At 70.7% G+C, this 23560-nt stretch carries 18 protein-coding genes; 8 read left to right on the top strand and 10 right to left on the bottom strand.

The genetic code is table 11. From position 1 onward, the window contains the following. Positions 1-98: 98 nt before the first annotated feature. Positions 99-1364, bottom strand: a complete 1266-nt coding sequence (locus ACIBBH_RS00970; RefSeq protein WP_399400572.1) for an extracellular solute-binding protein — start codon at positions 1362-1364, stop codon at positions 99-101. Positions 1365-1757: 393 nt separating this feature from the next. Between ACIBBH_RS00970 and ACIBBH_RS00965 the strand changes: the two genes are divergently transcribed. Next, on the top strand, positions 1758-2792 hold the full coding sequence (locus tag ACIBBH_RS00965; protein ID WP_399400570.1) for a LacI family DNA-binding transcriptional regulator: 1035 nt from the start codon (positions 1758-1760) through the stop codon (positions 2790-2792). Positions 2793-3017: 225 nt separating this feature from the next. Beyond that, positions 3018-3881 carry a phosphatase PAP2 family protein gene (locus ACIBBH_RS00960; protein WP_399400568.1) on the top strand — a complete coding sequence of 288 codons (864 nt, stop codon included), beginning with the start codon at positions 3018-3020 and terminating at the stop codon, positions 3879-3881. A gap of 10 nt (positions 3882-3891) precedes the next feature. On the opposite strand, the gene ACIBBH_RS00955 is transcribed toward ACIBBH_RS00960, so the two are convergent. Next, positions 3892-6888 carry a bifunctional [glutamine synthetase] adenylyltransferase/[glutamine synthetase]-adenylyl-L-tyrosine phosphorylase gene (locus ACIBBH_RS00955; RefSeq protein ID WP_399400566.1) on the bottom strand — a complete coding sequence of 999 codons (2997 nt, stop codon included), beginning with the start codon at positions 6886-6888 and terminating at the stop codon, positions 3892-3894. Between the two features lie 99 nt (positions 6889-6987). Between ACIBBH_RS00955 and ACIBBH_RS00950 the strand changes: the two genes are divergently transcribed. Then, positions 6988-7386, top strand: a complete 399-nt coding sequence (locus ACIBBH_RS00950; protein WP_399400564.1) for a VOC family protein — start codon at positions 6988-6990, stop codon at positions 7384-7386. Here ACIBBH_RS00950 and ACIBBH_RS00945 read toward each other — a convergent pair. The 3 genes from ACIBBH_RS00945 to glnA form a co-directional block, all read right to left on the bottom strand. After that, a complete protein-coding gene (locus ACIBBH_RS00945) occupies positions 7283-8284 on the bottom strand; it encodes a DUF72 domain-containing protein (RefSeq protein WP_399400562.1) in 1002 nt (333 codons plus the stop codon). The genes ACIBBH_RS00950 and ACIBBH_RS00945 overlap by 104 nt on opposite strands. Positions 8285-9101: 817 nt before the next feature. After that, positions 9102-9524 (bottom strand): hypothetical protein, encoded by a 423-nt coding sequence (locus ACIBBH_RS00940; protein ID WP_399400560.1) that lies wholly within the window; start codon positions 9522-9524, stop codon positions 9102-9104. A gap of 830 nt (positions 9525-10354) precedes the next feature. After that, a complete protein-coding gene (glnA, locus tag ACIBBH_RS00935; protein ID WP_399400558.1) occupies positions 10355-11716 on the bottom strand; it encodes a type I glutamate--ammonia ligase in 1362 nt (453 codons plus the stop codon). 355 nt (positions 11717-12071) lie between these two features. On the opposite strand from glnA, the gene ACIBBH_RS00930 reads away from it, so the two are divergent. Further along, on the top strand, positions 12072-13268 hold the full coding sequence (locus tag ACIBBH_RS00930) for a globin domain-containing protein (protein WP_399400556.1): 1197 nt from the start codon (positions 12072-12074) through the stop codon (positions 13266-13268). A 4-nt stretch (positions 13269-13272) separates the two neighbouring features. Here ACIBBH_RS00930 and ACIBBH_RS00925 read toward each other — a convergent pair whose 3' ends face one another. After that, the gene (locus ACIBBH_RS00925) at positions 13273-13707 is read right to left on the bottom strand and encodes an Rrf2 family transcriptional regulator (RefSeq protein ID WP_399400554.1); all 435 of its coding nucleotides are present in this window, start codon (positions 13705-13707) and stop codon (positions 13273-13275) included. 145 nt (positions 13708-13852) lie between these two features. Between ACIBBH_RS00925 and ACIBBH_RS00920 the strand changes: the two genes are divergently transcribed. The 3 genes from ACIBBH_RS00920 (at position 13853) to ACIBBH_RS00910 (ending at position 17311) form a co-directional block, all read left to right on the top strand. After that, positions 13853-14533: a DUF3105 domain-containing protein gene (locus tag ACIBBH_RS00920; RefSeq protein WP_399400552.1), complete on the top strand. Its 681-nt coding sequence runs from the start codon at positions 13853-13855 to the stop codon at positions 14531-14533. Then, positions 14533-15156: a DUF305 domain-containing protein gene (locus ACIBBH_RS00915; protein ID WP_399400550.1), complete on the top strand. Its 624-nt coding sequence runs from the start codon at positions 14533-14535 to the stop codon at positions 15154-15156. Before ACIBBH_RS00920 ends, ACIBBH_RS00915 begins: the two co-directional genes overlap by 1 nt. Positions 15157-15373: 217 nt before the next feature. Then, positions 15374-17311: a protease pro-enzyme activation domain-containing protein gene (locus ACIBBH_RS00910; protein ID WP_399400548.1), complete on the top strand. Its 1938-nt coding sequence runs from the start codon at positions 15374-15376 to the stop codon at positions 17309-17311. 67 nt (positions 17312-17378) lie between these two features. On the opposite strand, the gene ACIBBH_RS00905 is transcribed toward ACIBBH_RS00910, so the two are convergent. From ACIBBH_RS00905 to ACIBBH_RS00890, 4 genes are all read right to left on the bottom strand, one after another. Beyond that, positions 17379-18599, bottom strand: a complete 1221-nt coding sequence (locus ACIBBH_RS00905) for an MFS transporter (protein ID WP_399400546.1) — start codon at positions 18597-18599, stop codon at positions 17379-17381. A gap of 124 nt (positions 18600-18723) precedes the next feature. After that, positions 18724-19782, bottom strand: a complete 1059-nt coding sequence (locus ACIBBH_RS00900; RefSeq protein ID WP_399400544.1) for an endonuclease/exonuclease/phosphatase family protein — start codon at positions 19780-19782, stop codon at positions 18724-18726. Between the two features lie 189 nt (positions 19783-19971). Further along, a complete protein-coding gene (locus ACIBBH_RS00895) occupies positions 19972-20601 on the bottom strand; it encodes a TetR/AcrR family transcriptional regulator (protein WP_399400542.1) in 630 nt (209 codons plus the stop codon). Between the two features lie 96 nt (positions 20602-20697). Next, positions 20698-22287: an MFS transporter gene (locus ACIBBH_RS00890; RefSeq protein ID WP_399400540.1), complete on the bottom strand. Its 1590-nt coding sequence runs from the start codon at positions 22285-22287 to the stop codon at positions 20698-20700. A 189-nt stretch (positions 22288-22476) separates the two neighbouring features. On the opposite strand from ACIBBH_RS00890, the gene panB reads away from it, so the two are divergent. Then, a complete protein-coding gene (gene panB, locus ACIBBH_RS00885; protein WP_399400538.1) occupies positions 22477-23352 on the top strand; it encodes a 3-methyl-2-oxobutanoate hydroxymethyltransferase in 876 nt (291 codons plus the stop codon). The last annotated feature ends 208 nt before the right edge of the window (positions 23353-23560 follow it).

The raw sequence follows: 23560 nt of genomic DNA, 5'->3' as shown, positions 1-23560 counted from the left end.
TCGACACCTTCGGGGAGTTCAGGGGGCGGGCCTGGGCACAGGCCGGTGGCCGCCGGATCCTTCCCCCCCTTGTGGGAGGATCCGGCGGCCACGCGGGCTCACTTGCTGAAGTCGGGGACCAGCTTGGTGATCGCGAGTTTCGCGTTGCTCAGGCCCTTGTCCAGCGACTCCTTGCCACCGGCGATCTTCGGCAGTTCGGTGTCGAGCGGGCCCCACAGGGAGCTGTACTCGGGCAGCGCCGGGCGCGGCTGGGCGGCGGAGAGGACACCCTGGTAGCCGGCGATGCCCGGGTCGGCCTTGACCTGGGCGGTGTAGGCGTCGTCGCGGGTGGGCAGCGTGGAGTTCTTCAGGGCGATGGTCTCCTGGGACTTCGCCGAGGTCATGAAGTTGACGAACTTCAGGGCCGCTTCCTGGTGGGCCTTGTCCGAGCCGGCGTAGACGGAGAGGTTGTGGCCGCCGGTGGGGGCGCCCGCCTTGCCGGTGGAGCCGGCCGGGACGGTGGTGATGCCGAGGTTGGACTTGTCCTTGAAGGCGCTGCCCTTGTAGAAGTTCGTGATCTCCCAGGGACCCTGGATGATCGCGGCGACCTTGCCGTTGACGAACGCGTCCTGGATGTGGGCGTAGGCGTCGGCAGTGGTGTCGGCCTTGTGCAGGCCCTTGCCGGAGAACAGGCTCAGCCAGGTGCCGTAGGCCTTCTTGGCGGCGGCGGAGTCGACCGTGATCTTCTTGGCGGAGGCGTCGACGGTGTCGGTGTCCTCGCCGTAGAGGAAGGTCTGCGCGTAGTAGGCCGCGGTGGAGCCCCAGTAGCCGTCGGCCTTGGCCTTGTCCTTGATCCTGGCGGCGTCGGACTTCAGCTCGTCCCAGGTCTTGGGGGCCTCGGTGATGCCGGCCTTCTTGAACAGGGCCTTGTTGTAGACGAGCGCCAGGGTGTCGGTGACCAGCGGCACGCCGTAGGTCTTGCCCTCGTACTGCGTCTGGGTGATCAGGTTGGGCTTGAACTTGTCCTTGTCCGCGAGGGCCTCGGTGCCGTCCAGCGGCAGGAAGAAGCCCTTCTTGGCGAAGGCGGGGGTCCAGCCGACCTCGGAGCGCAGGATGTCCGGGGCGCCCTTGGAACCGGCGGCGGTGTCGAACTTGTTCCGCGCCTGGTCGAAGGGGACGTTGACGTACTTGACCTTGATGTTCTTGTTGGCGGCCTCGAACTGCTCGACCAGGGCCTGGTACGTCGGTGCCTCATTGGTGGCGTTGGAGGTGTCCCACCAGGTGATGGTCACCGGACCGTCCGACTTGCTGTCGCTCCCGCCGCACGCCGTCGCCGTGAGGGCGAGGGACGCCACCAGCGCGGAGGCCGCTATGCCACGCCGCATGAGTTCTCCTTGAGGGTTAAAGCCCGAGTGGTGCAGGGGGCGGTCCCGTCCGCCGCCCCTGCCGTCTTGCCGACTGCGCCGTTGCGGCGGCCGGGCGACTGGGAACGTAACAGCGATGTAAGCGTTGCGAAAGACCTTGCAGCAAAAAAGTGCAAGGGGACCCGGGGGTTACCCTGTCGTGACCTGTCCTCGACCCGCTCGCAACCCTGTTGCGGGCCCGCTGGGCGGGCAGAGAGACACTTGTGCAAGACTCTGCAAGCTCTTGCCATTCCAGGCCGACCAGAAGGACGAGGGAGCGCGATGACGCAGCAACCGGCAGCGGGCCGTCCGACCGCCCGTGCACGGCGTCCGATCGGTGGGCAAGGCGATTCCCGGCCGGTACAGTCCACCCCTGTGACCACACGGCTTGCGGACATCGCTGCGCAGGCGGGGGTGAGCGAAGCGACCGTCAGCCGCGTCCTCAACGGGAAGCCGGGCGTCGCCGCCACCACCCGCCAGTCCGTGCTCGCCGCGCTGGACGTGCTCGGCTACGAGCGTCCGGTACGGCTGCGGCAGCGCAGCGAGGGGCTGGTCGGCCTGATCACCCCCGAGCTGGAGAACCCGATATTCCCCGCCCTCGCCCAGGTCATCGGCCAGGCGCTGACCCGGCAGGGCTACACCCCGGTGCTGGCCACGCAGACCCCGGGCGGGTCGACGGAGGACGAGCTGACCGAGATGCTCGTCGACCGCGGGGTCGCCGGCATCATCTACGTCTCCGGGCTGCACGCCGACACCACCGCCGACATGGAGCGCTACGAGCGGCTGCGGGCGCAGGGCGTGCCGTACGTGCTGGTCGACGGCTTCTCGCCGAAGGTGCAGGCGCCGTTCATCTCCCCCGACGACCGGGCGGCGATGACGCTGGCGGTGACCCATCTGATCTCGCTGGGGCACACCCGGATCGGCCTGGCGCTCGGCCCGAAACGGTTCGTCCCGGTGCAGCGCAAGATCGAGGGCTTCGTGCGCGCCATGCAGGACCAGCTGGGCCTGGGCACGGAGACGATCGAGGCGCAGCTCGTGCAGCACTCGCTCTACACCCTGGAGGGCGGCCAGGCCGCCGCCACGGCGCTGATCGAGCGGAACTGCACGGCGGTGGTCTGCGCCAGCGACATGATGGCCCTGGGCGCGATACGGGCCGCCCGGCAGCTCGGCCTGGAGGTCCCCCGGGACGTCTCCGTGGTCGGCTTCGACGACTCCCCGCTGATCGCGTTCACCGACCCGCCGCTGACCACCATCCGCAAGCCGGTCCCGGCGATGGGCCAGGCGGCGGTGCGGACCCTGCTCGAGGAGATCGGCGGGACGCCCGCCCCGCACAGCGAGTTCGTGTTCATGCCGGAGCTGGTGGTGCGGGGCTCGACCGCTTCGGCCCCCGGGGACCGGAATCGTCCCTAGTACCCCGCCAGGCGGCGTTCGCCCCGTCGCGACGCCCGGCACGCTCCCCCACTGCCTCAAGGGCGTGGGAGGTGCCCCCACTCGCCGCACCGGACGCCGCTCCTTGAGGGCACACGCTGCCTGCCGGGGCACCGGGGCCCGTCACCCCGGGGTGCAGAACGTGCGACCGGAACCCGACCAGGGGATGATCGGGGCCTGAAGGCTTTTCTGGCAGACTCTGTACCCATGAGTGACTCGACCGTGACAGAGCCGGAAGGTCGCGAGCGGATGGCCGTTCCGCACTCTGTCACGGACGAACGGGGACCTCGGGTCCTGGGCCGGCTGCGCACTCCGCGCCGGCCCCGGCTGTGGTTCGAGATCCTGCTCATCGCGGTCAGTTACTGGACGTACTCGCTGATCCGCAACGCGGTCCCGGAGCAGCGGGGTCAGGCGCTGCGCAACGCCGACTGGATCTGGCGGGTCGAGCACCACGCCGGAATCGCCGTCGAGGAGTCGGTCAACCACGCCGTGAACGCGGCGACATGGCTGATCGTGGGCATGAACTACTACTACGCGACGCTGCACTTCGTGGTGACGCTGGGCGTGCTGGTGTGGCTGTACCGCGGCCATCCCGGCCGGTACGCGGCGACCCGGATGGTGCTGTTCGCGACGACGGGCGTGGCCCTGGTCGGTTACTACCTGTTCCCGCTCGCCCCGCCGCGGCTGATGCGCGGCGGGCACTTCGTGGACACGGTAATGGTGCACCGGACCTGGGGGTCGATGGCCTCCGGCGACCTGAAGCACATGTCGAACCAGTACGCGGCGATGCCGTCGATGCACATCGGCTGGTCCCTGTGGTGCGGGCTGACGGTCTTCGCGCTGGCGAGCGTGCCGTGGGTGCGGGTGCTGGGGCTCGTGTACCCGGCGGCGACGCTGGTGGTGATCGTGGCCACCGCGAACCACTTCTGGCTCGACGCGGTCGGCGGTGTCCTGTGCCTGGCCTTCGGCTTCACGGTGGCCCGGCTGTGGTTCGGGGCCCTGCCGCACGCCCTGCCGCGGGTGGCCCCGGCCCGGGGGACGGTCGGCGCCCCGCTGCCCGGCGAGGCGTGAACGCCGGCGTTCAGCCCTCGTAGAACAGCTCCTCCACGACGCCCCGCGCCCTGCGTGTCGTGCGGCGGTAGGCGTCGAGCATGTCGCCGGCGTGGCCCGTGCCGTAGCCCAGGTAGCGGCCGACGGCGGCGAGCTCGCGGGCGTCGGAGGGGAAGGTGTCGCCGGCCCGGCCGCGGACCAGCATGACGGCGTTGCGGACGCGGGTGGCGAGGACCCAGGCCTCGTCGAGGGTCGCGGCGTCCTCGGCGGAGATGAGGCCGGCCTCGCGGGCGGCGGCGAGGGCCTCGCGGGTACGGGTGGTGCGCAGGCCGGGCTCCCGGCGGCCGTGCCGCAGCTGCAGCAGCTGCACCGTCCACTCGACGTCGGACAGGCCTCCGGGCCCGAGCTTGGTGTGCAGCCTGGGGTCGGCGCCGCGCGGGAGGCGCTCGGACTCCATGCGGGCCTTCAGACGGCGGATCTCGCGCACGGCGCCGTCGCCGAGGCCCCGCCCCGGGTAGCGCAGCGGGTCGATCAGTTCGATGAAGCGGCGGGCCAGGTCCTCGTCCCCGGCGACCGGCTCGGCCCGCAGCAGCGCGTGCGACTCCCAGACCAGGGACCAGCGGCGGTAGTACGCCTCGTACGACTTCAGCGTCCTCACGAGGGGTCCGGACTTGCCCTCCGGGCGCAGGTCGGCGTCGATGAGCAGGGGCGGGTCGGCGCTGGGGAGCTGGAGCAGGCGGCGCATCTCGGCGACGACCTTGTTGGCGGCCTCGGAGGCCTCCCGTTCGTCCACGCCGTCCTGCGGTTCGTGGACGAAGAGGACGTCGGCGTCCGAGCCGTAGCCCAGCTCGTGGCCGCCGAAGCGGCCCATGCCGATGATCGCGAAACGGGTGGGCAGGGTGTCGCCCCAGCCCTCGCGGACCACCGCGCGCAGGGCGCCGGCGAGGGTGGCGGCCGTGAGGTCGGAGACGGCGCCGCCGACCCGGTCCACCAGGGCTCCCTGGTCGGGCTCGGCCGGGTTCGACTCGGTGCCGTAGGAGTCGACGATGTCCGCGGCGGCCGTACGGAACAGCTCGCGGCGGCGGACGCCACGGGCCGCGGTGACGCCCTGGGCGGCGTTCTCGGCGCGGCTCGCGGCGGCGAGGATCTCCTGCTCCAGGTGGGCGCGTCCGCGTGGCTCCAGGCCGCCGCCGTCGCCGTCGCCGAGCAGGGCGACGGCCTCGGGGGCGCGCATCAGCAGGTCGGGGGCGAGGCGGCCGGCCGACAGGACGCGGGCGAGGTTCTCCGCCGCCGCGCCCTCGTCCCTGAGCAGCCGCAGGTACCAGGGGGTCTTGCCGAGCGCGTCGGAGACCTTCCGGAAGTTGAGCAGGCCCGCGTCCGGGTCGGCGGAGTCGGCGAACCAGCCGAGCAGGACGGGCAGCAGGGTGCGCTGGATGGCGGCCTTGCGGGTGACGCCGGAGGCGAGGGCCTCCAGGTGGCGCAGGGCGGCGGCGGGGTCGGCGTAGCCGAGGGCGACCAGGCGTTCGCGGGCCGCCTCCGGGCTCAACCGAGCCTCGCCGGGGGCGAGTTGGGCGACGGCGTCGAGCAGGGGCCGGTAGAAGATCTTCTCGTGCAGACGGCGTACGACGGCGGCGTGCCGCTTCCACTCGCGGGTCAGCTCGGCCACCGGGTCGGCCCGCAGGCCGAGCGAGCGGCCCAGGCGGCGCAGGTCGGCCTCGTCCTCGGGGACCAGGTGGGTGCGGCGCAGCCGGTAGAGCTGGATGCGGTGCTCCATGGAGCGCAGGAAGCGGTAGGCCTCGTCGAGCTGGACGCCGTCGGCGCGGCCCACGTAGCCGCCGGCGGTCAGGGCCTGGAGGGCGTCGAGGGTGGTGCCGCTGCGCAACGAGGGGTCGGTGCGGCCGTGCACCAGCTGCAGCAGCTGCACGGCGAACTCCACGTCCCTGAGGCCACCGGGGCCGAGCTTCAGCTCGCGCTCGACCTCGGCGACGGGGATGTTCTCGACGACCCGCCGGCGCATCTTCTGCACGTCGGCGACGAAGTTCTCGCGTTCGGCGGCCTTCCAGACCAGGGGTTCGAGCGCGGCGACGTACTCCTCCCCCAGCTCGGTGTCCCCGGCGACCGGGCGGGCCTTGAGCAGGGCCTGGAACTCCCAGGTTTTGGCCCAGCGCTGGTAGTAGGCGAGATGGCTGCTCAGCGTCCGCACCAGCGGACCGTTCCTGCCTTCCGGCCGCAGATTGGCGTCCACGGGCCAGATCGACCCCTCGACGGTCGTCTCGGAGCAGATCCGCATCATGTGCGAGGCGAGCCGGGTGGCGGACTTCAGCGCCTTGCCCTCGTCGGCACCGTCGGCGGCCTCGCCCACGAAGATGACGTCCACGTCGGAGACGTAGTTCAGCTCGTGGCCCCCGCACTTGCCCATCGCGATCACCGCGAGCCGGCACGCGGCGGCGTCGTCGGGCGCGGCGGCCTGCGCGAGGCCGAGAGCGGCCCGCAGGGTGGCGGTGGCCAGGTCGGCGAGCTCGGCGGCGGTCTCGGCGACGTCCGTGGTGCCGCACACGTCCCGGGCGGCGATGGACAGCAGACAGCGGCGGTAGGCGACGCGCAGGGACACGGGATCGGTGACCTCGGCCAGCCCCCGCTCGAACTCCTCCACCCCCGGGTGCAGGTCCCGGGGCTCGTACGTGACCAGCGCCTCCCAGTCACGCGGATGCCGGGCGAGGTGATCGGCCAGTGCGGCGGAGGCGCCCAGCACCCCCAGCAGCCGGTCGCGCAGCGGCTTGGCCGCTATCACCGTGTCCAGCAGCTCCCGCCGCGCCGCGCCCTGCGGCTGGGCCTCCAGCAGCCGCACGAGCCCGAGCAGCGCGAGGTCCGGGTCAGCGGTCGCCCCCAGCGCTTCCAGCAGCACCGGATCATCGCGGACCGGCGCCAGCTCGGCCCTGTCCAGCAACCGCTCGGCGGCCGACGGGTCGGTGAAGCCGTGCCGCAGCAGCCGCGTGAAGGTACTGCTCCTGCGCCCCGGCCCCGCCATCCCGGCCTCCCTCGGATCAAGGTCGTACTGGCCAGAGCCTAACCGGAGTCCCCGGCGGCGGCTCCAGGGCGGTCGGCTGAGTTCCGCTTCGTCTTTTCGGTGGCGGCGCGCACGGATTTCCGCTTCGGTGAGGGCGAGCGGTTCCGCCGGACCGCCGACGGTCCGAGATCCGTACGGCCGACAAGGGAGTCGTTCCATCCCGGCTCCGGGTGCTCCATCGCGCTGGTCGACGGCCTCCAGGTGCCGACGGGGACCCCGCGGCCGGGGACGTACCACGGGCTGCAGCTGTGCGTCACCGACGCCAAGGCGGCGTACGAGGAGCTGACCGCGCGTGGCCTTGAGGTCACCGAGCCGCAGCAGTTCGCACCGCAGGACGGGGCGACGTTCATGTATTTCAAAGACCCCGACGGCAACGGCTGGTCGGTCCAGGAGTACCGGAAGAGGGCCACCGAGCCGCTCCACCAGGTGCTTGCCGAGCTGGCCCGGCGACAGCGGTAGCGTCGGCCGCCCCGCGCGACTGGTGGGGCACCGTTGCGGCCAGCAGACCGCGCATGGTCTGCGCCGCGTTGACCGCCGCGTCGGCACAGCAGTTGTTGAACAGGACGTGGACGCGGTCGGTGCGGTCGCCCAGTGCGCGGATGCGGGGCAGCCACTCGGCCAGTTCCCGCTCGCTGTAGGTGTGCCGGAAGCGGTCCTCCTTGGACCCGGTGCCCCAATGCGGGCTGCGCCCGTGGAAGCGGACGACGGCGAGCCGCCGTGCCGTCACCGGCGTGACCGGTGGCATCGAGGTGGGCAGGCCCCGCGCGGTGTCGACGGCCACGGCGGTGGCGTCCAGGTCGGTGAGCAGCGCCGCGGTCGACGGCTCGCGGATGGGCTCCCACCAGCCGGGATGCCGGAACTCCACGGCGAAGGGCCACCCGCGGGCCCGTTCCCGGCACCGGGTCAGGAACGCCTCCGCCTCCGGGCCGGGGGTGAGCGACGGCGGGAACTGGAACAGCAGGGTGCCCAGCCGCCCCGCCCGTCTGAGCGGCTCCAGCGCCTCGGCGTAGCGTGACCACACCTCGTCGAGCAACCCCGGGTCGGTGTCAGCGGTCCGCCGGCCGGTCAGGGCCGGCCGTAAGTCGGCGGGCAGCGCGGCCGGCCGCGTCGGGTGTCCCGTCAGCAGGGAGAACGCCTTGACGTCGAACACGAAGCCGTCCGGGGTCCGCTCCACCCACAGCCGGCTGTTCCGCGCGCTCGGCAGGGCGTAGTAGGCCGAGTCCGCCTCGACCACGGGGAACCGCTCGGCGTAGTACCGCAGCCGCCCCTCCGCGTCGCGCCGCCCCCGCGGATACCACCCGCTCGTCACCAGCGCCCGGTCCGTCCACGAGCACGTCCCCACCAGGATCTCCACCATGCCGCCGTGGGTACCCAGGTGTCCGTGAGCTCAGTACACCGGACCGCTCGGCGGTAGGCTCACCCGCGCCCGTAGCAGGATGCGACGTATGCGGCGCGCTGGGCCGGGAACGGGAAGCCGCGCGCAAGGACGGAAACCTGAGCAAGGTCTCCGACCTCAACGTGGAGATGCGCAGTCACCAGGCGACCGGGCCATGAGCGAACCGACCGCCGCCGTGGCGGCACTGTCCCCCGAGTGCGCCCTCGCCCGGCGCCCGGGGTACGGGGATCTGCACCGCGCGTGCAGGCAGACCGAGGACGTGCCACTGCCGCACTCGCTGGGTGGGATGCCGCGGAGCGAGGCCACTGACCTGGGGCTTCGGCACCTGGCACCGTGGCCGCGAACTCAACCGCAGTACACCCTCGTTGACCGTGACTGACCTCTGCATCTGGCACGGCTGTGGCACGAACCTCAGCCGACGACAGTCAGCCACGATGGCGGGTGCGTAGACCGATCAGGCGCGCGTATGTCTCGCTGCACCCCCACCGGTCTCAGCCACGCTGTTCGGTGACGTCCGTCAGGGCAAGCCGCGGCGGCGGGAACCGTGGTGGTGAGTCATTGGGGCAATGACCTCTTCGTCCCGAACGAACCCGTGGGCGCTTGACCTCGTGCTGGTATTTCTCTCACCTGCTGCGACGGTCCGCAGACGTCCGCGGTTGTTCGCCGCTGTTCGTCGGCGTTGTCACGCAGTTGGACACTCACTCGGCTGACGAGTCATCCCGCACATGTCCCGAGGACGTGGCGATCATGTAGTCGGTGCGCGGCCAGACCACTCGGATCAGCCTTCCTCCCGGCTGAATTCGTGCGTGCACCCCCCGGAAGTCACGTCCCGAGTGAAGCAGGCGATGAAGGAATCCGGGGAGCCGTAGAAGGCCAATTTCATGTCCTCGCAGTCCACGCCGTCGAAGGTGACCGTGCCATACGTTCCGGAGGGAGACCAGGTTCCATGTTGCCGGTCGGCGAACCCGGAGCACCCCCAGCCGACGACGTCCGCCTTGTCCAAGCCCTTGGCCGTGAACGTGCCGTCGTCCTTGAACTCAACTGTCGCCCCGGTCCAGTCCGACCACACGCCCGTCAGCTGATCAACGGTGTTGACCTCGACCGGGTAGACGGAACAGGAGGCCAACAGGAATGTCACCGCACATCCCAACGCAGCGCCCATGAATGCACGTCGTATCCGCTGATGCTGGTTGGCAGCCATACGGCCCTGCCTCTCGTGTCTCGCACATGCCCGGGAGCGACGCCTCAAGGAAGCGGCGAACATCATCTTGAACGTGTTCAAATCCTGGTGTCAATGGGGCCGGGGCGCGCTTCCGCGATTACGGTCCGTGCGCCTGACAGCAAAGGTCGGCATGGAGAGACTTTGGGCGGGAGCTGCCATGGTCCGAGGGCCTGTGCCTTCGCTGACCTGGGTCGGAGCCTTGCTGTGACTCTCCGTGGTTTCCTCCGAGCTTCCCGACGGATCGGGCACGCGAGGGACACGCACCCCAGCCACAGCCTGCCCCGCTGTCATCCCGTCTGCCGTCGACCCACACGTATGTGGAGCGGGCGCGGGTCCTGGCGTCCAGGTGGAGCGCGCCACTGTACGAACGACCTGGACGCCAGGGTCCGTGTCTGCTCAGCTCTGCCTGGGTCGATGGCAGGCGGGATGACGCAGCCCCCACCCGCACCACATCCGACCGGCAGCCGCAGAACTGGCCCCCAGGGATCAGAGCGAAGCTTGGGCCGGACCATTGTCCGGACCCCGCCCCCACGACCCCTGAGAATCAGTGGCGCCGCCTGCAGGACCACTGGTCAGCGCCCCGTCAGGACTGCAACAGCCCACGAGGAGACATGGCCGGGTCTACACGCACCTCATGCCGAGTAGCGACGCGCGGGCCCGGAAAGCCGTGGACGGCCTGTACGAGGGCACCGATCCGACGCCGGACGGCCCAGAGACGGCCCAGGGTCAGTGAGACGCGATGGGGCCGACGGTCCGCGACCGTCGGCCCCATCCGCCGAATCGACGGGGAACCACCTCTGACCTGCCGCCTACAGCACCGGCAGGTTCTTCCGCAGCTCGAACGCCGTGACCTCGGAGCGGTACTCCTCCCACTCCTGCCGCTTGTTGCGGAGGAAGAAGTCGAAGACGTGCTCGCCGAGGGTCTCGGCGAGCAGGTCGCTGCCCTCCATGAGGGTCAGGGCCTCACCGAGGTTCTGCGGGAGGGGCTCGATGCCCATCGCGCGGCGCTCGGCGTTGGAGAGGGCCCAGACGTCGTCCTCGGCGCCGGGCGGGAGTTCGTAGCCCTCCTCGATGCCCTTGAGGCCGGCGGCCAGGAGGACGGCGTAGGCGAGGTACGGGTTGGCGCCGGAGTCCAGGGAGCGGACCTCCACGCGCGCGGAGCCGGTCTTGCCGGGCTTGTACATCGGGACGCGGACCAGGGCCGAGCGGTTGTTGTGGCCCCAGCAGATGTAGGAGGGGGCCTCGCCGCCGGCGCCCGCGGTGCGCTCGGAGCCGCCCCAGATGCGCTTGTAGGAGTTGACCCACTGGTTGGTGACCGCTGAGATTTCCGCCGCGTGCTTGAGCAGGCCCGCGATGAAGGAGCGGCCGACCTTGGAGAGCTGGTACTCCGCGCCGGACTCGTAGAACGCGTTGCGGTCGCCCTCGAAGAGCGAGAGATGCGTGTGCATGCCCGAGCCGGGGTGCTCGGAGAACGGCTTCGGCATGAACGTCGCCTGGACGCCCTGCTCCAGCGCCACCTGCTTCATGACCAGGCGGAACGTCATGATGTTGTCCGCCGTCGAGAGGGCGTCGGCGTAGCGCAGGTCGATCTCCTGCTGCCCGGGGGCGCCCTCGTGGTGGGAGAACTCCACCGAGATGCCCATCGACTCCAGCATGGTGATCGCCTGGCGGCGGAAGTCCATGCCGATGTTCTGCGGGGTGTGGTCGAAGTAGCCCGAGTTGTCGGCCGGGGTCGGGCGCGAGCCGTCGAGCGGGCGGTCCTTCAGCAGGAAGAACTCGATCTCGGGGTGCGTGTAGAAGGTGAAGCCCAGGTCGGAGGTCCGGGCCAGGGCGCGCTTGAGCACGTACCGCGGGTCGGCGAAGGACGGTGAGCCGTCCGGCATCAGGATGTCGCAGAACATGCGGGCCGTGCCGGGGGCCTCGGCGCGCCAGGGCAGGACCTGGAAGGTGGAGGGGTCCGGCTTGGCGATCATGTCGGACTCGTAGACCCGGGCGAAGCCCTCGATGGCGGAGCCGTCGAAGCCGATGCCCTCATCAAATGCCTGTTCGAGTTCGGCGGGGGCCACGGCCACGGACTTGAGGAAGCCCAGCACGTCCGTGAACCACAGCCGTACGAACCGGATGTCGCGCTCCTCCAAGGTCCGGAGCACGAACTCCTGCTGCTTGTCCATCTTCCGCTTCCCCATCCTTGCTGGTCAGGCCGCCTGTCTCCGGTACCACCGGAGGCGGTCGGGCACCTGAGCATCCCACCACAACACCATTTCATGCGCGTTGCGGACCTTGATCGCCCGACCGTCCACGGCCTGAACGCCTCGCGTACGGCAGGTGTACTGCTCTCAGCCCATCTTGCCTGCTCGGACCGACATCCGTAATGGCCGGTCCGCTTCGGCCGTGAGCGACACCACCCCCATTTAATTTGCATCCAGGATGCAAGTTTAAATACCGTGCTGAGCAGCGCCGATCAGCACCCGTCCAGCGGTCGGCCGCACCCGTCCGTGCCGGTCCGTCGAGCCCCGAGGAGTCCCGATGCTCTCCGAGCAGTCCGCAGCCACCGTCCGCGCCACGCTCCCCGCCGTCGGCGCCGCCATCGGCGAGATCACCGAGCGTTTCTACGCCGGGCTCTTCGCCGCCCACCCCGAGCTGCTGCGCGACCTGTTCAACCGCGGCAACCAGGCCGCCGGCACCCAGCGCCAGGCCCTCGCCGGTTCCATCGCCGCCTTCGCCACGCACCTCGTGGAGCACCCGGACCGGCGGCCGGACGCGATGCTGGCCCGCATCGCCCACAAGCACGCCTCGCTCGGCGTCACGCCCGAGCAGTACACGGTCGTCCACGAGCACCTCTTCGCCGCCATCGCCGACGTCCTCGGCGAGGCCGTCACGCCCGAGGTCGCTGCCGCCTGGGACGAGGTCTACTGGCTGATGGCGAACGCGCTCGTCGCCATCGAGAAGCGGCTGTACGAGGAGAGCGGCAGCCGCGGGTGGCGGGAGTGGGAGGTCGTCGAGCGGGTCACCGAGACCGCCGACGTCGCCTCCTTCCGGCTGCGCCCGGTCGACGGCGGGCCGGTGCGGGACTTCCGCGCGGGACAGTACGTCTCCGTCCGCGTCGAGCTTCCCGACGGCGCCCGGCAGATACGCCAGTACAGCCTCTCCGGAACGCCGGGCGGGACCCTGCGCCAGTTCAGCGTGAAGCGGGTGCGGGGCGCCGCCGGCGGCGCTACCCCCGACGGAGAGGTCTCCAACCACCTCCACGCGCACGTGCGCGAGGGCGACGTCCTCGCGCTGTCCGAGCCGTACGGCGACCTCATCCTGGACGACGCCACGGACACGCCCCTGCTGCTCGCCTCCGCCGGCATCGGCGTGACCCCCATGGTCGCGATGCTGGCCCGGCTCGCCGAGACCGGCCACCGGGCCCCGGTCACCGTCGTGCACGGCGACCGCTCCCCCGCCGACCACGCCCTGCGCGCCGATCACGAGGCGTACGCGGCGAAGCTCCCGGACGCGGTGGTGCACCTCTGGTACGAGCAGGACGCCCCCGCGGGCGCCCACTCCGGGCTCGTCGACCTCACGGCCGTACCGGTCGCCTCGGGCACGCGCGCGTACCTGTGCGGCCCGCTCCCCTTCATGCGCGCCGTCCGCGCCCAGCTGATCGAGAAGGGCGTGGCCCCGGCCGGCATCCACTACGAGGTGTTCGGCCCGGACCTGTGGCTGGCCTCGCAGGGCTGAGCCCTCAGGACGGCCGGGAGATCTGCAGCAGCAGCGGCCCGGTGGGGTCGGTGACCATGTCCGCCACCGTGAGCGGGTCCAGCGCGGCGTAGAACGCCTCCTGGGCCCGCCGCAGGGCGCCGCGCAGGCGGCACGCGGAGTTCAGGGGGCAGGGCGTGGCGCCCTCGCAGTCGACCACGTCGCCGTCGCCCTCGAAGGCGCGGACCACGGCGCCCACCGACGCCGCGCGGCCCTTGCCGGTGAGCGTGAGCCCGCCGCCCCGGCCGCGCCGGGCGTCGAGCAGACCCATGTGCTGGAGCTCGGCGACCACCTTCGCCAGGTGCGTGTACGGCACGTCCATGTCCCCCGCGACCTCGCGGGTCGTGGGGCTGGCCTCGCCCGCGACGGCGAGGCGCATGAGCACCCGCAGGGCGAGGTCGGTGGAGCGCAGCAGACGCATACCGGCAGCCTAGGTAATGCGCATCCGCCGTTCAAATTATCGTTCCCGCACGTTTCCCGTGCCCTGCCTACGGAGGGAAACCTTCCCCCCATTACGATCGGCGGGCCTCACCCGTCCCGTCCCTTTCCCCAGAAGGACAGCACCCATGGGTTCCGCCAACAACAGCGGCAGCGCGGCGCGCAAGGCGCGCATAGAGGAGATGCGGCGAGCCGAGCAGGTGCGCGAGCGGCGCAACCGGGTGCTCGTCATCGTCGCGAGCGTGGTGGTGGTCGCCGGTCTCGTGACCGGCGGTGTCGTGCTCGTGCACGCGCAGACGGACGGCAAAGGCACGAAGGACGCGGCGGGCGACGCGAAGGATTCCGGGGACTCGGGGCACTTCGTGACCGGCAAGGACGGCGTGCGGACCTGGTCCGGCAAGCTGTCCCGGAACCACGTCACCACGGCCGTGAAGTACCCGATGCACCCGCCGGTGGGCGGCAACCACAACCCGGTGTGGCTGAACTGCAACGGCAACGTCTACACCTCCCCCGTCGAGGACGAGAACGCCGTGCACGCGCTGGAGCACGGCGCGGTCTGGGTGACGCACACCGCCGAGGCGAAGAAGGCGGACGTGGACGCGCTCGCGGCCAAGGTGAAGAAGACGCCGTACACGCTGATGAGCCCGTACGAGAACCAGGCGGCTCCGCTGATCCTCTCGGCGTGGGGCCACCAGGTGACCGTGAAGAGCGCCGACGACCCGGCGGTGAACAAGTTCTTCGCCACCTATGTGCAGGGCGAGCAGACCCCCGAGCCGGGCGCCTCGTGCACCGGCGGGACGATGAAGTGATGCGGCTCGTCGGCTGGGTCGCGGGGGCCGCGGCGGCGGTGCTCGTCGCGGCCGGCGCGATCACCTACGCGGTCGCCGAGGACGGGGACACCGGCACGGAAACCCCTGGGCGCGAGTCCGCGGACGCGGGGTTCGCGCGGGACATGGCGGTCCATCACCAGCAGGCCGTCGAGATGTCGTACATCGTGCGCGACCGCACGAGGAACGAGGAAGTCCGGCGGCTTGCCTACGACATCGCGCAGACGCAGGCCAACCAGCGCGGCATGCTGCTGGGCTGGCTCGACCTGTGGGGGCTGCCCAAGGTGTCGGCCGAGCCGCCGATGACCTGGATGGGCATGGGTGACATGGCCTCCGGCAAGGACGGCGCGCTGATGCCGGGCATGGCGACCAACACCGAGCTGAAGAAGCTTCAGGGCCTCAGCGGCAAGCAGGCCGAGGTGTTCTACCTGCGGTTGATGACGGACCATCACAGGGGCGGCATCCACATGGCCGAGGGGTGCGCGGCGAAGTGCACCGTCGGCGTGGAGAAGAAGCTCGCGCAGGGCATGGCCGACGCACAGCAGTCGGAGATCGGGCTGATGGCGGACATGCTCAAGGAGCGTGGGGCGCAAGCGCGTACTTGAACGCCCGCAAGGACGAAAGCCCCAAATCGCCTCGCATGACTGTTCCTTGGGTGTCTCTTGACTTTTGCGTTCCCCTGGCATGAACGGTTCATCGAAAGAGTGGCCCCCATCGTGTGATCCACGGGCCGAACCGCCGCGGGCCCGGCGCGGATCAGCGATGACCGACCACACATGCCTACATGCGCCTCCCATGACGAAGCGCATCGCAGGGGGTTACATGAGATCCAACCGCGCCAACCTGCGCGCCGTGAGCCTGGCAGCGACACTGCCCATGCTCGCCGGGGCGCTGGCGCTCGGCATACCCGCGGCGCACGCCGCGGACAACCCGGGCCGGGACACGCTCGCGGGCACCAAGCCCGCCTGGGCCACGGCCAAGGCGGACAAGGGCGCCACCTCCGACAGCGCCCAGGTCTCCGCCCGGGTCTACCTGGCGGGCCGCGACGCGTCCGGCCTCGCGGCCTACGCCAAGGCGGTGTCCGACCCGAGCTCGCCGCAGTACGGCAAGTACCTGAGCGCCAAGCAGGCGCAGGCCCGTTACGGGGCCACCAAGGCCCAGGTGGCCGCCGTCAAGTCCTGGCTGAAGTCGGCCGGGCTGAAGGTCACCGGGGCCACGCAGCACTACCTCACCGTCACCGGTGACGTGGCCGCCGCCGAGAAGGCGTTCGGCACCCAGCTGCACAACTACACCAAGGGATCCAAGACGTACCACGCGCCGTCGAAGGCGGCCTCGGTGCCGGACGCCCTGCACGGCGCCGTCCTGACCGTCACCGGCCTGGACAACGCCCCGCACAAGGCGAGCCACAAGGACCAGCTGCCGCCGCCGGACGCGGTGTTCAGGAACTCCGGGCCGTTCTCCTCGTACTACGGCTCGAACATCGCGAGCACCCTGCCGGACGCGTACGGCTCGAAGATCCCGTACGCGGTCAAGGGCTACACCGGCAAGCAGCTGCGCGCCGCCTACGGCGCCGGCAGCTACACCGGCAAGGGCGTCCGTATCGCCATCACGGACGCCTACGCCTCGCCGACCATCGCCTACGACGCGGCCACCTACGCGAACAAGCACGGTGACGCGGCGTGGAAGACCGGTCAGCTGCACCAGGTGCTGCCCAAGAAGTACACCAGGACCGAGGAGTGCGGGGCGGCCGGCTGGTACGGCGAGGAGACCCTCGACGTCGAGGCCGTGCACGCGGTCGCGCCGAACGCCGACGTCACCTACGTGGGCGCCGGTTCCTGCTACGACGACGACCTGCTCGACTCGCTCAGCAAGATCGTCGACAACCACCTGGCCGACATCGTCTCCAACTCCTGGGGCGACATCGAGGCCAACCAGACGCCGGACCTGGCCGCCGCCTACGACCAGGTCTTCCAGTTCGGCGCGGTCGAGGGCATCGGCTTCTACTTCTCCTCCGGCGACAACGGCGACGAGGTCGCCAACACCGGTACGAAGCAGGTCGACACCCCGGCCAACTCGGCCTGGGTGACCGCGGTCGGCGGTACCTCGCTGGCCGTCGGCAAGGGCGACAAGTACCTGTGGGAGACCGGCTGGGGCACCGAGAAGGCCTCGCTGTCGGCCGACGGCAAGAGCTGGACGGGCTTCCCGGGCGCCTTCACCTCGGGTGCGGGCGGCGGCACCAGCAAGACCGTGGCCGAGCCCTTCTACCAGAAGGGTGTCGTCCCGGACTCGCTCGCCAAGGCCAACAGCGCCACCGGCAACCGCGTCGTCCCGGACATCGCGGCGATCGCCGACCCGAACACTGGTTTCAAGGTCGGCCAGACCCAGACCTTCCCGGACGGGTCGCAGCAGTACAGCGAGTACCGCATCGGCGGCACCTCGCTGGCCGCGCCGGTGATCGCGGCCGTCCAGGCCCTGGCCCAGGAGGCGCGCGGCGGCAAGGCGCTCGGCTTCGCCAACCCGGCGATCTACGCCAAGTACGGGTCGAAGGTCTACCACGACGTGACCGACAACCCGACCGGCAAGGGCCTGGCGGTGGCCCGCGTGGACTTCGCCAACGGCTACGACGCCGCCGACGGCCTGCTGACCTCGGTCCGCAGCCTCGGCAAGGACAGCTCGCTGTCCGCGGTGAAGGGCTACGACGACGTGACCGGCGTGGGCACGCCCGCGAACGGCTACGTCGACTCGTACCGTCGCCACTGATCCGGTTCGACCGGCAGGGCGTGGGGTGTGCGACACCCCACGCCCTACGTCGTACCCACGGTCCGGGTCAGTGGGTGAAGCTCTCGGAGTACTCCGGCAGGTGCGAGGCGACCACGCGCTCCCGTCCGGCCCGCGGGACGTCCCGCCGGTCCACCGCGCGGGCCACGCCGGCCACGCCGAGACCGAGCACCGCCAGCCCCGCCCCCGCGACGGCGGGAGACGTCACGCCGAAGCCCGCGGCCAGAGCCAGGCCCCCGATCCACGCCCCGCCGGCGTTCGCCAGGTTGAACGCGGCCTGGTTGGCCGAGGAGGCCAGGGAGGGGGCGGCGGAGGCCTTTTCCATGACCATCAGCTGGAGCGGGGAGCCCGTGACGAAGGCCGCCATGCCGAGGAGGGCCACCGCGAGGGCCGCGCTCCCCTCGGACGCCATCAGAACGGGGAACAGCAGCAGGACCGCCGCCAGGGAGCCGAGGCCGCCGAAGAGGGTGCCGCGCATCGAGTGGTCGGCCAGGCGGCCGCCGAGGAGGTTGCCGGCCGTCGCGCCCACGCCGAACAGGGCGAGCAGCAGGGTCACGTTGGCTTCGGCGAAGCCGGCGGAGTCCGTCAGCATCGGGGTGACGTAGCTGTAGGCGGAGAACAGGGCGCCGAAGCCGGCCACCGTCGTGCCGAGGGCCAGCCAGACCGGCAGGGAGCGCAGGGCGGCCAGTTCGCCCCGCAGGCCGGTCGAGGGGGAGGCGTGCGTGTGGTCGTGCGGGACGAGCACGAACAGGGACGCTGTCGCCGCCAGGCCGATCGCGCTGACGCCCAGGAAGGTCGCGCGCCAGCCGAGGTGCTGGCCCATCAACGTGGCGACCGGGACGCCGGCGATGTTCGCCACCGTCAGGCCGAGGAACATCAGCGACACGGAGCGGGCCTTGCGCTCCGGCGGCACCATGGTCGTCGCGACCACCGCGCCGACGCCGAAGAAGGCACCGTGCGGCAGACCGCTCAGGAAGCGGGCGGCCACCAGCGACTCGTAGCCGGGGGCGAAGGCCGACAGGGCGTTGCCCGCCACGAACAGGGCCATCAAGGCCATCAGCACCGTGCGGCGGGACATCCGCGCGGTGGCCGCGGCCAGCAGCGGGGCGCCGATGACGACGCCCAGTGCGTACGCCGAGACCAGGTGGCCGGCGGTCGGGACGGAGATGTGCAGGTCGTCCGCGACGTCGGGCAGCAGGCCCATCATCACGAACTCGGTCGTACCGATGCCGAAGGCGCCCACGGCAAGGGCGAGTAGGGCCAGGGGCATGAGGGAGGACCTTTCAGAGCGACGGTTCCGTGCAGACGTGAGACTCGAGATCGGGATTCGAGATCGAGACCCACAGTATGTTCACGCAAGGAACAAACACGCTCGGGGCCGGTATTCCAGCCGGTCAGGACCCGGTTGCCGATGTGGTGACCCTCACACGCGCCGCCACCGGCAGATGGTCACTGCCCGTTCGCGGAAGCGTCCAGGAGCTCTCCGGCTCGATGTCCTTGACCATGATCTGGTCGATCCGGGCCATCGGGAACGACGCCGGCCAGCTGAAGCCGAAGCCGCTGCCCGCCGCTCCCTGCGTCGAACGCATCTGCGAAGTGACGGCGTTGAGCGCGCGGTCGTTCATCGTGCCGTTCAGGTCGCCGAGCAGCACCACCTGCTCGACCGTCTCGTCGGCGATCGCCTCGCCCAGCGCGTCGGCGCTCTTGTCGCGCTGCCGGGCGGTGAACCCGGCCTCCAGCTTCACCCGCACCGACGGCAGGTGGGCGACGTACACCGCGACCGGACCGGCCGGCGTGGTCACGGTGGCGCGCATCGCGCGGGTCCAGCCCAGCTTGATGTCGACGGCCCGGGAGCCGCTCAGCGGGTACTTGCTCCACAGCCCGACGGTGCCCTGCACCGAGTGGTATTTGTACGTCGGCGCCAGCGCCTTCTCGTACACCGGCACGGCGGACGCCTTCAGTTCCTCCAGCGCCAGCACGTCCGCACCGGAGGAGGCCACGTCCCGGGCGGTGCCGGACGGGTCCGGGTTGTCGGCGTTGACGTTGTGCGTGGCCACCACCAGGTCGCCGCCGCCGCCCGACTTGTCGGTGAGCAGCCCGCCGAAGAGGTTCAGCCACACGATCGCCGGCAGCAGCACCGCGATCAGCGCCGTCGCCGACCTGCGTACCAGCCCCAGGACCAGCAGCACCGGAACGGCCAGCCCCAGCCAGGGCAGGAAGGTCTCCGTGAGGCTGCCGAGGTTGCCCACCCGGTTGGGGATGCGCGAGTGCAGCAGCATCACCAGGGCGAGCAGCAGCGCGAGCACGGCGAGGACGATGCCCCGGCGCCAGATGCGCGGGTCGCCGCGCCAGCCGCCGAGAAACCGCTTCACCAGGCGCCGAAGCCGGGGTCCCCGGCGCTCGGGCCCCGAGCCGCCGTTGTCCGTCTCCGTCATGTACGCCTGCTGCGCCATACCGTCTGCCTCACTGCCTGCCGTGCACACACCGTCGTTCCCCCGTGCTCTTCCGACCCTAGGGGATGATCGGCCTCGTTCCCGCCGTCCCATGACGGCCGTACGGGCACGAGGACGAACGAGTCGGCGCCGGGAGTTCCGGTTACGGCCCGCAGAAGCCCGCACTGTGACGAAACACGCACATTCCGCTTAGGGCTTCGGCGAGCTGACGGGCCGTAGGCCTTCGAGGACCGTGTCGACGATCTGCTCCGCGAGTCCCTCGGGGAGATCGGCGTCGGGACGCAGGACGGAGCGGATGAGCATGGGGCCGACGAACATGTCGTTGGCCAGTTCGAGGTCGACGTCCGGGCGAAGCTCGCCGTTCAGCTGTCCCCGGCGCAGGACCTCCAGTCCGAGGTTGCGCCGGGGAGTTATCACGCTGGCGTGGTAGGCGGCCCAGATCCTCGGGCTGCTCTTCATCTGGGCGTGCACGCTGTGCAGGATCGCCGAGGAACGGCTGACCAGGCCGCGTTGGCGCAGCGACTCCAGCAGGACGACCAGGTCGTCGCGCATCGAGGTGCCGGGGAAGACGGGATCGGGGGGTTCGGCGGCGCGCATGACGTCGACGAACAGCTCCTCCTTGCCGCTCCAGCGGCGGTAGATGGTCGCCTTGCCGACGCCCGCGGTGCGGGCGATGCGCTCGATGGAGAGTTCGGCCAGCGAAACGCCCTCCTCGAGCAGCTTCATCACACCCTGGATGATGGCTTGTTCCACGGCCTCGCTGCGGGGTCGGCCCCGGGTGGGCCCGCACGACCGCGGCCGGGTCTCGGCAAGGCTCACGTCTTCCGTCCTTTCGCCTGCGCTGCGCCGATTGTCGCGCAGCTGCCTCGTCCCCCGCTGACCTGCGTCCTCCCCCGTTCGGGTCGTCCTGGCCGGTTACTCGGCGGCCACGACCAACTCGGGTTCCCTCTTGTCCGCCTGACGCGCCGGCGGCTTGCCCGGCAGGAAGAGGACCACCACGACGGCGCCGATGAGCGCGACGCCGGTGCCGCACAGCGCGGTGACGTGCATGGCGTGCAGGAAGGCGTCGTTGGCCGGGTCGACGAGGGGCTTGCCCTGGGGGCCGAGTTTCTCGGCGACGCCGAGGGTGGCCTCGATGGACTCGCCCGCGGTGTCCCGCAGACCGGCCGGCAGCAGGCCGAGCTTGTCCTCGATGCCGGTGCGGTAGGAGGCGGACAGGACCGAGCCGAGGACGGCGATGCCGAGGGCGCCGCCGACCTGGCGGAAGGTGTTGCTGAGAGCGGAGGCCGAGCCGGCCTTCTCGCGGGGCAGGGCCTGCATGATGACGACGGAGGTCGGCGTCATGATGTGCGCCATGCCGGTGCCCATGAGGAAGAAGACGACCTCCAGCAGCCAGATCGGCGTGTCGGCCTCGAAGGTGGCGAACGCGGCCAGCGTCGCGGCGATGATGACCAGACCGGCGGTGGTGGTGGCCTTGTTGCCGAACCGGTCGACGACCAGCCGGGCGCGCGGCGCGAAGATCATCTGCGCGGCGGCCAGCGGCAGCATCAGCAGACCGGACTGCAGCGGCGAGTAGCCGCGCACGCTCTGGGTGTAGAAGACCGAGAAGAACGTGACGCCCATCAGCGCGAAGAAGACCAGCGCGATGGCCGCCATGGCGGCCGAGAACACCTTGTTCTTGAAGTACGTGACGTCCAGGGACGGGTGGTCGCTGCGCTTCTCGAAGACGACGAAGGCGGTGAGGACGGCGAGGCCGGCCGCGATGGTCGACAGCACCTTGACGTCCGTGAAGTCGGCCAGCTCGCCGCCCTTGATGATGCCGTAGACGAGCAGGACCAGGCCGACCACGGACAGGACGACGCCGACGGGGTCGAGGCGGCCGGGGTGCGGGTCTCGGGAGTCGGGCACCAGCCACACCATGAGCGCGAGCGCGAGGAGCACGATCGGCACGTTGATGAGGAAGACCGAGCCCCACCAGAAGTGGTCGAGCAGCGCGCCGCCGGTGATCGGGCCGATGGCGATGGCGAGGCCGACGCCGCCCGCCCAGATGCCGATGGCCTTGGGCTGCTCCTCGCGCTCGAAGACGTTCATCAGGACGGCGAGGGTGGCGGGCATGACGAAGGCGGCACCGAGGGCCATCAGGGCGCGGTAGGCGATGAGCTGGTCCGGCGAGCCGGACTCGGCGGCCAGGGCCGAGCCGACACCGAACACCACGAGCCCGCCGAGCAGGATCTTCTTGCGGCCGAGGCGGTCGCCGATGAGTCCGGCGGTGAACAGCAGGCCCGCGAAGACGAGGGTGTAGGAGTTGATCGCCCACTCGATCTCGCTCTGGGTGGCGCCCAGGCCGGTCGGCGCCGGGGTGGAGATCGTCTTGATGGCCACGTTCAGGATCGAGTTGTCCAGCACCACGATCAGCAGGCTCAGCATCAGCACGCCGAGGATCGCCCAGCGGCGCCGGTGGACCTCTTCCGGTATCCGAGGGACAGGGACGGCAGGAGTAGTCATGTGGTCGAGCCTAGGGCCATTCCAATACGGAACCGTCTCGTATCTGAATTACTTTACAAATGCCTTACTCAAGTGCTGCGCGAGGGATCACGTGGGATCCCCCTGGCCCTGACTGGCACGAGGTGCCACCATGGAGTCGGTCCGGGGACGCCGTAAGGGCGCCTCGAGATGACGTTAGGAGCCGTTGCAATGACGCAGCTTTCGGCTGCCCAGCCTGCACACAACAGCACCCCCGACGGCAGCAAGGCGCTGTACGGGGGCAAGGGCACCCGCCGCATCACCGTCCGCGACATCGCCCTCGCCAAGGAACGCGGCGAGAAGTGGCCCATGCTCACCGCCTACGACGCGATGACCGCGTCCGTCTTCGACGAGGCCGGCATCCCGGTCATCCTGGTCGGCGACTCCGCGGGCAACTGTCACCTGGGGTACGAGACGACCGTTCCCGTCACCCTCGACGAGATGACCATGCTGTCGGCGGCCGTCGTACGGGGCACGAACCGCGCCCTCATCGTCGGCGACCTGCCCTTCGGCTCCTACCAGGAGGGCCCGGTGCAGGCGCTGCGCTCGGCGACCCGGCTGGTGAAGGAGGCCGGCGTAGGCGCCGTGAAGCTGGAGGGCGGCGAGCGCTCGCACGAGCAGATCCGCCTCCTGGTGGAGTCCGGCATCCCGGTCATGGCCCACATCGGCCTGACCCCGCAGTCCGTCAACGCCATGGGCTACCGCGTGCAGGGCCGCGGCGAGGAGGCGGCCCAGCAGCTGCTGCGGGACGCCAAGGCCGTGCAGGACGCGGGGGCGTTCGCGGTGGTGCTGGAGCTGGTGCCGGCCGAGCTGGCGGCCGAGGTGACCCGGGTGCTGCACGTTCCGACCATCGGCATCGGCGCGGGGCCGGAGACGGACGCGCAGGTGCTGGTGTGGACCGACATGCTCGGGCTGACGAGCGGTCGGGTGCCGAAGTTCGTCAAGAAGTACGCGAACCTGCGTGAGGTCATGGGCAACGCGGCGAAGGCGTTCGCGGAGGACGTCGTCGGCGGAACGTTCCCGCTGGAGGAGCACTCCGTCCACTGACCTCCTGAAACACCACTGGACCACTGCGGCAACACCACGGGCGGCCCCGCTGATCTTCCCCCAGTCAGCGGGGCCGCCTGTCTGTGCGCCTGAACCGGCGCCGCTCTCGCGCAGGTGGTTGCCCGCCGTCGTGGTTCCTCGATTGGTGGTTGCGGTTGTCCTCGGGGATTCGTCGGTGGTGTCGGGGGTCCGTCGGTGGCTGTCGGTG

The organism is Streptomyces sp. NPDC051636 (genome assembly GCF_044453765.1).
Lineage (GTDB): Bacteria > Actinomycetota > Actinomycetes > Streptomycetales > Streptomycetaceae > Streptomyces.
The sequence above is the reverse complement of the archived record's forward strand: the minus strand, read 5'-3'. Positions and strand labels throughout refer to the sequence as shown.

Bases quoted from the DNA above. Each gene is read 5' to 3' on its own strand.
- ACIBBH_RS00900 (WP_399400544.1), bottom strand. From the start codon at position 19,782: ATGGCGCAGCAGGCGTACATGACGGAGACGGACAACGGCGGCTCGGGG.
- ACIBBH_RS00915 (WP_399400550.1), top strand. From the start codon at position 14,533: ATGCGGCTCGTCGGCTGGGTCGCGGGGGCCGCGGCGGCGGTGCTCGTC.
- ACIBBH_RS00955 (WP_399400566.1), bottom strand. From the start codon at position 6,888: ATGGCGGGGCCGGGGCGCAGGAGCAGTACCTTCACGCGGCTGCTGCGG.
- ACIBBH_RS00960 (WP_399400568.1), top strand. From the start codon at position 3,018: ATGAGTGACTCGACCGTGACAGAGCCGGAAGGTCGCGAGCGGATGGCC.
- ACIBBH_RS00940 (WP_399400560.1), bottom strand. From the start codon at position 9,524: ATGGCTGCCAACCAGCATCAGCGGATACGACGTGCATTCATGGGCGCT.
- ACIBBH_RS00945 (WP_399400562.1), bottom strand. From the start codon at position 8,284: ATGGTGGAGATCCTGGTGGGGACGTGCTCGTGGACGGACCGGGCGCTG.
- ACIBBH_RS00930 (WP_399400556.1), top strand. From the start codon at position 12,072: ATGCTCTCCGAGCAGTCCGCAGCCACCGTCCGCGCCACGCTCCCCGCC.
- glnA (WP_399400558.1), bottom strand. From the start codon at position 11,716: ATGGACAAGCAGCAGGAGTTCGTGCTCCGGACCTTGGAGGAGCGCGAC.
- ACIBBH_RS00890 (WP_399400540.1), bottom strand. From the start codon at position 22,287: ATGACTACTCCTGCCGTCCCTGTCCCTCGGATACCGGAAGAGGTCCAC.
- ACIBBH_RS00920 (WP_399400552.1), top strand. From the start codon at position 13,853: ATGGGTTCCGCCAACAACAGCGGCAGCGCGGCGCGCAAGGCGCGCATA.
- ACIBBH_RS00910 (WP_399400548.1), top strand. From the start codon at position 15,374: ATGAGATCCAACCGCGCCAACCTGCGCGCCGTGAGCCTGGCAGCGACA.
- ACIBBH_RS00970 (WP_399400572.1), bottom strand. From the start codon at position 1,364: ATGCGGCGTGGCATAGCGGCCTCCGCGCTGGTGGCGTCCCTCGCCCTC.
- ACIBBH_RS00905 (WP_399400546.1), bottom strand. From the start codon at position 18,599: ATGCCCCTGGCCCTACTCGCCCTTGCCGTGGGCGCCTTCGGCATCGGT.
- panB (WP_399400538.1), top strand. From the start codon at position 22,477: ATGACGCAGCTTTCGGCTGCCCAGCCTGCACACAACAGCACCCCCGAC.
- ACIBBH_RS00925 (WP_399400554.1), bottom strand. From the start codon at position 13,707: ATGCGTCTGCTGCGCTCCACCGACCTCGCCCTGCGGGTGCTCATGCGC.